The organism is Actinophytocola sp., from assembly GCF_045807065.1.
Classification (GTDB): Bacteria; Actinomycetota; Actinomycetes; order Mycobacteriales; family Pseudonocardiaceae; genus Actinophytocola.
In genome coordinates, this window is the sequence record NZ_JBJMIE010000429.1 from 1 (window position 1) to 4,638 (window position 4,638).

The 4,638-nt window shown below is 75.2% G+C and carries 1 protein-coding gene; it reads left to right on the top strand.

Annotation, left to right across the window (positions count from 1 at the left end):
* On the top strand, positions 1–4,638 hold a 4,638-nt coding region (locus tag ACJ73U_RS25205; RefSeq protein WP_407780180.1), incomplete at both ends, for a type I polyketide synthase.

A 4,638-nucleotide genomic window follows, 5' to 3' on the forward strand; every position in this document is an offset into this window, starting at 1 on the left:
ACCAGCACGCTCGACGCCGAGTACTGGTACCGCAACCTGCGGGCGACCGTGCGGCTGGAACCCGCCGTGCGAGCGATGGTGGCCGACGGGTACCAGTACTTCGTCGAGTCGAGCCCGCACCCGGTGCTCACGATGGCCGTCCAGGACACGGTCGACAGCACGGACACCCCCGGCGCCGTCGCGATCGGCACCCTGCGCCGCGACGAGGGCGGCCTGGTCCGCTTCTTCACCTCGCTCGGCGAGGCGAAGTCCGCCGGCCTGCCTGCCGACCTCACCCCGGCCTACGGCGACGCCACGGCCGTCGCCCTGCCCACCTACGCCTTCCAGCGCGAGCGGTACTGGCTGGACACCCTCGCCCCGGCCGGTGACGCGGCCAGCCTCGGACTCGGCGGCGCCGACCACCCGCTGCTCGGCGGCGCGGTCGCGCTGGCCGGCGGCGACGGCGTCCTGTTCACCGGCCGCCTCTCGATCCGCAGCCACCCGTGGCTCGCCGACCACGTCGTGCGCGACCAGGTGATCTTCCCCGGCACCGCGTTCGTCGAGCTGGCGCTGCGGGCCGGCGACGAGGTGGGCTGCGACCAGGTCGTCGAGCTGCTGCTGCACGCGCCGCTGGTGCTGCCCGCCGAAGGCTCGGTGCAGCTGCAGGTCCAGGTCGGCGACCCGGACGAGCACGACCGCCGCGAGATCACCATCCACGCGCGGCCGGCCGGCACCGACACCTGGACCAAGCACGCCAGCGGGGTGCTCGGCACGGGCGCGGCGGCGGGTGACGGGCTCACGGTGTGGCCGCCGGCCGGCGCGGCCGAGGTCGACGTGACCGAGGCCTACGACACCCTGGCCGCACTCGGCGTCGACTACGGGCCGACGTTCCAGTGCCTGCGCCGCGTGTGGCGGGACGGCACCGCCACGTACGCGGAGGTGGTGCTGCCCGACGACGTGCCGGTGCGCGGGTTCAACCTGCACCCGGCGCTGTTCGACGCCTGCCTGCACGCACTCGCCGCCGCCGACGGAAGCGATGGCGACGGCGAGGGCAGGCTGGCCTTCTGCTTCGCGCGGGTCGCCGTGCACGCCACCGGTGCCACCGCGCTGCGCGTGAAGCTGTCCGGTGCGGAAGAACTGGCCCTGACCATCGCCGACGCCACCGGCGCACCCGTGGCGACGGTCGGCTCGCTGCTGATCCGTCCGGTGGCCGCCGCCCCGAGCACGTCGACCGACTCGCTGTACCGGGTCACCCCGACACCGCTTGCCACGACCCCGGGCCAGGTCCCACCGGCCTGGCGGCCGCTCGACCTCACCGGCACGGAGCTGGCGGGCGAGCTGGCTGGCGAGCTGGCGGCGCAGGTGCACGAGCTGACCGCGTCCGTGCACCAACGGATCGTCACCCACCTCGCGGCCGAGGACGGCCTGCTGGTGCTGCTCACCCGCGGCCCGGACGACCTGACCCACGCGCCGATCTGGGGCATGGCGCGCTCGGCGCAGTCCGAGCGGCCGGACCGGATCGTGCTGGTGGACATCGACGGCGACGCCGCGTCCCACGAGGTCCTGGGCGCCGCGATCGCCACCGGCGAGCCGCAGCTGACCATCCGCGCCGGCGAGGTCTCCGTACCCCGCCTGGCCCGTGCGGAACCCAGCACGGACGAAGGGCGCGTGGACACCTCCGGCACCGTCCTGGTCACCGGCGCCGTCGGCGGTCTCGGTGAGCTGGTGGCCCGGCACCTGGTCACGAACCACGGCGCCAGGAACCTGGTGCTGGTCTCCCGCCGGGGCCCCGCCGCGGACGGCGCGGCCGAGCTGGTGGCCGACCTGACCGAGGCCGGCGCCACCGTCCGGCTCGAGGCCTGCGACGTCACCGACCGCGCAGCGCTCGCCGCACTCCTGTCCACGGTGGCCGACCTGACCGCCGTGCTGCACACCGCGGGCGTCGTCGACGACGGCGTCGTCACCGCGCTGACCCGCGACCAGTTCGACCGGGTCCTCGCGGTCAAGGTGGACGCCGCGCTGCACCTGCACGAGCTGGCGCCGACCGCCCAGCTGGTCCTGTTCGCCGCCGCCGCCGGTGTGCTGGGCAACCCGGGCCAGGCCAACTACGCGGCCGGCAACGCGTTCCTCGACGCGCTCGCCACCCACCGGCACGCGCAGGGCCTGCCGGGCAAGTCCCTGGACTGGGGCCTGTGGGCCGAGGAGACCGGCATGGCCGGCCGGCTGTCCGAGATGGACATCGCCCGCATCAGGCGGGGCGGCGCCGTCGCGATGACCGCCGCCGACGGGCTCGCCCTGTTCGACGCGGCCATGGCCGACCCGAACCCGGTCCTGGTGCCGATCACGCTGGACCTCGCCGCCTTGCGGGACACCCGGCAGCCGCTGCTGCGTGGCCTGGTCCGCACCCCGGTCCGCCGCGGGGTCGCCGCCACCGCGGGCACGCCGGCCGGTCTGGCCGGCACACTCGCCGCGCTCGCCCCGCAGCGACGCGCCGAGCTGCTGCTGGACCTGGTGCGCGACAACGCGGCCGCCGTCCTCGGCCACGCCGCGGCCGACGCGATCGACCCGCACCGCGCGTTCAAGGAGCTGGGCTTCGACTCGCTCACCGCGGTCGAGCTGCGCAACCGGCTCAACGCCGCCACCGGCCTGACGCTGCCCGCCACCGTGGTGTTCAGCTACCCGGACGCCACCGCGCTGGCCGCCCACCTCGAAGCGGAACTCGTCGGCACCCAGGCGCAGGCGCCGGTCACGGTCCCCGCCGCGGCCGCCGCCGACGAGCCGATCGCCATCGTCGCGATGAGCTGCCGGTTCCCGGGCGAGGTGCGCACCCCGGAGCAGCTGTGGGACCTGCTGGCCGCCGGCGGCTCGGCGGTCGCCGAGTTCCCCCGCGACCGCGGTTGGGACACCGACGGCATCTACCACCCGGAGCCCGGCACACCCGGCAGGACCTACACCCGCACCGGCGGCTTCCTCTACGACGTCGCGGACTTCGACCCGACCTTCTTCGGCATCTCGCCGCGGGAGGCCATCGCGATGGACCCACAGCAGCGACTGCTGCTGGAGACCTCGTGGGAGGCGGTCGAACGGGCCGGGATCGACCCGACCACCTTGCGCGGCAGCCGGACCGGCGTGTTCGCCGGCACCGTATACCACGACTACGCCGGCCGCGTGCACGACGTGCCGGACGACGTCGCCGGCTACCTCGGCAACGGCTCGGCGGCCAGCGTCGCCTCCGGCCGCGTGGCCTACGCCTTCGGCTTCGAGGGCCCGGCGATCACCGTGGACACCGCGTGCTCGTCGTCGCTGGTGGCACTGCACCTGGCGGCCCGCTCGCTGCGGGCCGGCGAGTGCGACCTGGCACTGGCCGGTGGCGTGACGGTGATGTCCACCCCGCACCTGCTCATCGAGTTCGCCCGCCAGCGCGGCCTCGCCGCGGACGGCAGGGTCAAGGCGTTCGCCGACTCGGCGGACGGCACGGGCTTCGCCGAGGGCGTGGGCATGCTGCTGGTCGAGCGGCTCTCCGACGCGCGGCGCAACGGCCACCCGGTGCTGGCGATCGTGCGTGGCTCGGCGATCAACCAGGACGGCGCGTCCAACGGCCTGACCGCCCCGAACGGGCTGGCCCAGGAGCGGGTCATCCGGGCGGCACTCGCCGACGCCGGACTGTCCACGGCGGACGTCGACGCCGTCGAGGCCCACGGCACCGGCACCAGGCTCGGCGACCCGATCGAGGCCACCGCGCTGCTCGCCACCTACGGCCAGGACCGCCGGCACCCGCTGCTGCTCGGCTCGGTGAAGTCCAACATCGGCCACACACAGGCCGCGGCCGGCGTCGCCGGGGTGATCAAGATGGTCGGCGCGCTGCGCGACGGCGTGCTGCCGGCGACCCTCAACGTCGACACACCCACGTCCCAGGTGGACTGGACCTCCGGCGCGGTCGAGCTGCTCACCGAGCAGCGGACCCTGCCGGCGGTGAACCGGCCGTGGCGGGCGGGGATCTCCTCGTTCGGCATCAGCGGCACCAACGCCCACGTCATCATCGAGGCCCCGGAAGCCGAGCAGGTGCCGGACGGCCGTGAGCTCGACGGCGTGGCACTGCCGTTCGTGCTCTCCGGCCGCACCGACGCCGCGCTGCGCGGCCAGGCGAACCGCCTGCTGTCCCATCTGGACGGTGGGGACCTCGCGCCGCTGCCGGACATCGCCTACACCCTGGCCACCGCACGCGCCGGCTTCCCCAGGCGCGGCGTGGTCACCGCCGCCGACCGCGACACGCTGCGGCGCGGGCTGAAGGCACTGGCCGACGGCGCCGGGATCACCGGCTCGCCCGCGTCGGGCAAGGTCGCGTTCCTGGCCACCGGGCAGGGCGCCCAGCGGGTCGGCATGGGCCAGCAGCTGGCCGAGACCTACCCCGTGTTCGCCGCGGCACTCGACGAGGTGTGCGCCGAGCTGGACTCCCACCTGTGTTCGATGGCCTCGCTCCGCTCGGCGGTTCGCGGCCCTGACCCGGCGTCTTCCCTCCTGCGCGCGGAGGCCCCGGGCTCGTTCCTCGCAGGGGCCTCCGTGCTCGTCAGTCCAGACACCGGCGGCCCGCTCAGGGACCCGGCCGCACGAACGACACCGACGATCCGCTCGTCCCACCCGGCGATGAGCCCGAGCAGC